Origin of the sequence: Pseudomonas sp. Ps21-P2, assembly GCF_039672565.1 — a bacterium.
Taxonomy (GTDB): Bacteria; Pseudomonadota; Gammaproteobacteria; order Pseudomonadales; family Pseudomonadaceae; genus Aquipseudomonas.
Window position 1 is genome coordinate 240,511 of sequence record NZ_JBDFPL010000003.1, and the last position, 3,345, is coordinate 243,855.

2 protein-coding genes are annotated in these 3,345 nt (G+C 62.7%); both read left to right on the top strand.

What is annotated here, in order from left to right; all coding sequences use genetic code 11:
* Positions 1 to 18: 18 nt before the first annotated feature.
* Positions 19 to 1,713, top strand: a complete 1,695-nt coding sequence (locus tag ABEH28_RS08715; RefSeq protein ID WP_346629678.1) for a multidrug ABC transporter permease/ATP-binding protein — start codon at positions 19 to 21, stop codon at positions 1,711 to 1,713.
* Between the two features lie 163 nt (positions 1,714 to 1,876).
* Positions 1,877 to 3,217 (top strand): lysine N(6)-hydroxylase/L-ornithine N(5)-oxygenase family protein, encoded by a 1,341-nt coding sequence (locus tag ABEH28_RS08720; RefSeq protein WP_346629679.1) that lies wholly within the window; start codon positions 1,877 to 1,879, stop codon positions 3,215 to 3,217.
* The last annotated feature ends 128 nt before the right edge of the window (positions 3,218 to 3,345 follow it).

The window sequence follows — 3,345 nt, forward strand, 5'->3', positions numbered from 1 at the left end:
CACTGCCCGGAGTCATTCATGAAACTAGTTCGTCTGGTCTTCCAGCAATACCGCTGGCCGCTTGCGATGGTGCTGCTGCTGAGCGTCAGCAGCGGGCTGTTGAGCGTTGGCGTGATTGCCTTCGTCAACCAACGCATGATCAGCAGCCACGAAGGCCTCGGCACCGCGCTGTGGCAATTCGGCCTGATGCTCGCCGCGCTGCTGGCGCTGGCGTCCGGGGCGTCGTTGTCGCTGACGGCGTTGGGTCATCGGTTCGTCTACGGCCTGCGCCGGGTCATGGTCAAGCGCCTGCTGGACACCAACATCGAGCGCATCGAATCCATCGGCGGGGCGAAGATCTTCGCCAGCCTGTCCAGCGACATTCGCGCCGTGACCATGGCCTTCGTGCAGCTGCCGGACTTGATCTACGGCTCGGTGCTCAGCGTCGCGTCGTTCAGTTATCTGGCCTGGCTGTCGCCGTCGCTGTTCATCACTACGCTGTGCTGGATGGCGTTCACCCTGGGCGTGGGCTGGTTGCTGGTGGGCAAACTCAACGCCCACATCCGCGCGCTGCGTGAGTCCGAAGACAAGCTCTATCAGAGCTACCAGGGCGTGATCGACGGGCGCAAGGAGCTGACCCTTAATCGCGACCGCGCCCGTCGGCTGTACGAAGAAACTTTCGACGTCGCCGCCCAGCGCTACCGCGAGCATTTCACTCTGGCCGACCGGTATCACGGCCTGGCCAGCAACTGGGCCAACATCATGGTCCTCGGCACCATCGGCCTGGCGTTCTACCTGGCCAACGGCTTGGGCTGGGCGCCGACCGAAGTGGCGGCGACCTATGCGCTGACCGTGCTGTTCATGCGCACGCCGCTGGTGCTGGCGGTGGCAGCGATTCCGGCGCAGATCTCCGGGCGCGTGGCGCTGGATAAAGTCGAGTCGCTGGCCCTGGCCGAGCACCACGAAAGCTTCGACGTCGCCCCGAGCCACATCGCCGGCCACTGGCAGACCCTCGAACTGCGTGACGTCGAATACCACTACGCGCCTCAGGGCGACGAGCCCGGTTTCGATGTTGGCCCAGTGAACCTGACCCTGCGCCGGGGCGAAACCGTGTTCCTCATGGGCGGCAACGGCAGCGGCAAATCCAGCCTGGCGCGTTTGCTCAGCGGCCTGTATCGACCATCGGCGGGGGCGATCCTGATCGACGGCCAGGTCATCGGCTCGGAAGACTGGCTGGCCTACCGTCAGCTGTTCGCCAGCGTGTTCACCGACTTCCACCTGTTTGCGCAATTGCTCGGTCCCGACGGGCAGAACGCCGACATCGCTGATGTCGAGCACTGGCTGGAAAAACTGCACATGAAGCACAAGGTGCAGCTCGCCGACGGGCACTTGCTCGACACGCGTTTTTCCCAGGGACAGCGCAAGCGCCTGGCGCTGATGCTGGCGCTGCTGGAGAAGCGCGACATTCTGCTGCTGGACGAATGGGCCGCCGATCAGGACCCGTTGTTCCGCCGCTTTTTCTACCGCGAGCTGCTGCCGATGTTCAAAAAGGCTGGCGTCACGGTGTTTGCCATCAGCCACGACGACCAGTACTTCGACCTCGCCGACCGTCTGGTGAAGATGGAGTCCGGGCAGCTCAGCGAGCTGCAGGGTGATCGCCGCGAAAACGCCAGCCGCGACGCGGTGGAGGAGATCGGTGCCGCCTACCAGATAAAGGCAGCCGAGGCGTTGTAAGAAATTTCGGCGACCGGGACTAAACAGTCGTCAGCCTCAGTCGTCATGTTAATGAGAATCAGTCTTAAACATTTTTGATGCGCGTGAACGGCCATCCGGCGCCAGCGACCTTGTCGTCCGGCTGCCGGAGTCGATCGCGCATCGCGCCTTACGAGAGGGAAGCATGGAACTCGTCTACGACTTCATCGGCATCGGTTTCGGCCCGTCGAACCTGGCTTTGGCCATTGCCACCCAGGAGCATGCCCAGCGCAGCGGTCTGGCGCCCCACGTGTGTTTCCTCGAGAAAAAGCCGGCGTTCAACTGGCACGAAGGCATGCTGATCGACGGTTCCACCATGCAGATTTCCTTCCTCAAGGACCTGGTGACCCTGCGCAATCCGGCCAGCCGTTTTACCTTCGTCAACTACCTCAACGAGCGCGGCCGCCTGCAGGACTTCATCAACCTGAAGACGTTCTTCCCGACCCGCGAGGAATACACGGACTACCTGACCTGGGCCGCGTCGCACTTTAACGAACAGGCCCATTACGGTGCCGAAGTGATGTCGGTGGAACCGCATTTCGAAGACGGCCGCTTCGTCGCCATGGACGTGTTGTCCCGCGATGAGCACGGCGAAATCTCCCGTCGTCGCGCGCGCAATCTGGTGTTCGGCATCGGCGGCATTCCCCAGTCGCCGGCGGCCTTCGACGGACTTGAAGACGCGCGCGTGCTGCACTCTGCCGGCTATCGCGGCGGCATCGAAAAACTCCTCGCCAATCGCCCTGGCCCGGTGCGCGTGGCGGTGGTCGGCGGCGGCCAGAGCGCGGCGGAAATCTTCGAAGACCTGGCCTCGCGCTTCGACAATGTCGAGGCCACGCTGGTGATTCGTGGCAGTGCGCTGAAACCGTCCGATGACAGCCCCTTCGTCAATCAGATCTTCAACCCGTCGTTCACCGACACCATCTTCAACCACAGTCAGGAGCGCCGCGTCGCGCTGTTCGACGAGTTCCGCAACACCAACTATTCAGTGGTCGACACCGACCTGATCGAGACCATCTTCCAGCGCATGTACCAGCAGAAGGTGCGCGGCGAAGAGCGTCACCGCATGCTCACCAACCGCGAAGTGGTGCACGCCGAAGTCGCCGCTGACGGCATCGAACTGTTCCTGCGCGATGCGCCCCATGACCAGATGCACAGCGAGACTTTCGACGTCGTGGTGCTCGCCACTGGTTACCGCCGCGACTATCACCTGGAGCTGCTCTCGGGCATTCAGCAATACATCCAGGGGGCCAACGTTGACCGTCACTATCGCTTGCCCCTGACCCCCGGCAGCGAAGCGGGGATTTTCCTGCAGGGTTGCTGCGAAGACAGCCACGGTTTGAGCGACACGCTGTTGTCGGTGCTCGCGATCCGTTCCCAGGAGGTCGTCGAATCGATCTTCGGCGATCAGGCGCAACCGTGTTCGGCGCGCTCTGAGCATGGGTCGTTGCAGGCTGAGCCTCGCGTAGCGCTGAAGCTCGCGCGCTAAGCCCGGGCCTTCAAAAAAGCCCGTCACTGCGGTGGTCGTAAACGGCCACCCACTCTTTTCTCACAACGTTGTGGGCCGCCTTTGCGCTGCCTGCGGGTTGAGCCTTGCCGATACAAACAGGTGAAAGA

Bases quoted from the DNA above. Each gene is read 5' to 3' on its own strand.
- ABEH28_RS08715 (WP_346629678.1), top strand. From the start codon at position 19: ATGAAACTAGTTCGTCTGGTCTTCCAGCAATACCGCTGGCCGCTTGCG.
- ABEH28_RS08720 (WP_346629679.1), top strand. From the start codon at position 1,877: ATGGAACTCGTCTACGACTTCATCGGCATCGGTTTCGGCCCGTCGAAC.